The organism is Flavobacterium sp., assembly GCF_049318185.1.
Lineage (GTDB): Bacteria > Bacteroidota > Bacteroidia > Flavobacteriales > Flavobacteriaceae > Flavobacterium.
Genome location: NZ_JBMOGV010000205.1, coordinates 1 through 2,419, shown reverse-complemented (window position 1 = coordinate 2,419; position 2,419 = coordinate 1). Strand labels below are relative to the sequence as shown.

Sequence of the window (2,419 nt, the reverse complement as noted above, 5' to 3'; positions counted from 1 at the left end):
AAAAAATATTTACCAAAATTAGCTTCTGCAGAATTTATTGGAGCGTGGGGTTTATGAAATAACGACTACTGATAATTGGGATTTTAAGGCAATTTATCAATAAAATATAGTGGCTAGAGTAATACAAGTTTTTGAGTTCGAAAAATTGACCCTCCATACAGATTGGAAGGGAAGGCAATTATTGCCCAGAGAATTGGAACGCTTGCTTGAATTTAATGATAATAACAATAATTTATATTTTACTGGGATACGTGATGGAGTTCAGTTTAACAATTATGTTGGGGTAATTCAAATCGGTGGGTTAACCATAGAAATTCTCCCTAAAGCTGACAAAATAAAAGCGACAGACGAAGATTATAGAACTTGGCATAGTGCTCTTTTAAAGATGCTCAAAGTATGTAAGCACATCAACGTAACCTCTGTTTCTGAAGCGAGTTTAAAACAAAGACACAATTCTTTACTGGAATTGTACTTTGAAATTTATTTAGATGAAGTCCAATTGCTTTTACGAAGAGGTTTAATAAAACAATATAGAAGGCATTCCTCAAACGTTTTGTCTTTAAAAGGAAGATTAGATTTCAATAAAAATATTCAGCAAAACCTTATACACCAAGAACGCTTTTATACGGAACACCAGATTTATGATTTTGAAAATCTAGCCAATCAGATTTTGTTGAAAGCACTCAGTATTTTAGGTGACATAACTTTTAATACATCTTTGAAAGACAGAATTGCAAGACTCAAACTTAGTTTCCCAGAAATTAAAGAAATTCCAATACAAAAAAGTCACTTTGATAAGTTAAAAGAAAACAGAAAGACTGTAGTTTACTCACAGGCTTTGCAAATTGCTAAAATGATAATTCTAAATTATTCTCCAGACATTAGAACAGGTCAAGAAAACATGTTGACGCTATTGTTTGATATGAATAAACTTTGGGAAGAGTACATTTATAGAATGCTTTTAAAAGCAAATCATGAAGGTATAACGGTAAGTTTTCAAAACAAACAAAAGTTTTGGGAAAACAGAACAATTAGACCAGATTTAGTTTTATTACATGAAACAGAATTTGGCACAAATACTTATGTTGTTGACACCAAATGGAAAGTTTTAGACATCAATAATCCTAAACCTAGTGATGATGATTTAAAGCAGATGTACGCTTACAATCTATATTGGAATGCAAAAAAAAGTATGCTTTTATATCCACATTCTAATTCAGTTAATGAATCATTCGGTAGGTTCTGGAAAGGTGCTCCAACACCAGAAGACAATCAATGTAAGGTTGGATTTGTATCAGTGTTAGATGATAATAATTACTTGGATATTAAGATTGGGGATAAGATAATAGATAAATTATTAAACTAATGGGAAATAGAACATCGCCTTTAAATTGTTTTATTACGGGTATTCAAACACATAATATTGAAACCAATGAAGATGCAATTGATTATTTTATAAAGTTTGGAGACAAAAAAATTCCGTTCAAGTTCGAATGGGATATTGATTTGCATTTACCTGAGCTGTCAGATATCGAAAAGCTGATTTTAAAAGGGTTGGCATTGAATGATTTGTGGTTTGACGACAGAACTAAAATTGTCAAACTGGAAGATTTAAAATATTTGATTCAACATAGTTCATATCCAAATTCACCGAATGAAAAAGTATCTAATCTTTTATTCAAATTATATGATAAACAGAAAAAGGAAGGTGAGATAATTAGATTTGGAGAGTTATTTGACTTAGACTTTGTTAATTCACTATATTTTAGAGATTCAGAAGAGTGTAATTTCTATGTTCAAGTATTGGACAATGCTGGTTTAGTAGTGAGTGAAAATAATCATGATGGTTATTGTATTCAATATAATATTACTTTCAATGGTTTAAATAAAATATTTGAAAGTCTTGAAAATGGTAAAAACTCCAATAATTGTTTTATAGCAATGTCCTTTGGTGATGGTATGACAGAAATCAGAACAGCTATTAAAGAGGCAGTTAGTGATACAGGTTTCAATCCATTATTAATAGATGAAATTCATGTTGAATCTGAACAAACAATAAATGATGGAATTATTGTAAACATTAAAAAATCCCGATTTTGTATAGCTGATTTCACTCAACAAAAAGACGGGGTATATTTTGAAGCTGGTTTTGCTTTAGGAAGAGGCTTAAAGGTGATTTACACCTGTAACGAAAAAGATTTTAAAGAAACTCATTTTGATACAAACCACTTTCCACATATCATTTACAACACTCCAGATGAATTAAAAAAACGTCTTATCGATAAAATTGAAGCTTGGATAAAGGAATAATTATGGAAATAGGAAATGTTTATAAGAATATTAAATGCGAATCATTTTTAGACACAGAGACAAATCGAATTAGAGTTAAACCATTAATCAATCAAGTGGTTTCAACTGA

Annotated in this window: 2 protein-coding genes; both read left to right on the top strand. The window is 30.2% G+C overall.

All coding sequences use genetic code 11. From position 1 onward, the window contains the following. Positions 1–145: 145 nt before the first annotated feature. Entirely contained in the window at positions 146–1,366 is a 1,221-nt protein-coding gene (locus ACOYLT_RS11560) for an McrC family protein (RefSeq protein WP_422853994.1), read from the top strand. After that, entirely contained in the window at positions 1,366–2,310 is a 945-nt protein-coding gene (locus tag ACOYLT_RS11555) for a hypothetical protein (protein WP_422853993.1), read from the top strand. The genes ACOYLT_RS11560 and ACOYLT_RS11555 overlap by 1 nt, the downstream gene beginning before the upstream one ends. Positions 2,311–2,419 lie beyond the last annotated feature (109 nt).

What these genes read in the sequence shown, in the direction of transcription:
- ACOYLT_RS11555 (WP_422853993.1), top strand. Translation starts at nt 1,366, where the DNA reads ATGGGAAATAGAACATCGCCTTTAAATTGTTTTATTACGGGTATTCAA.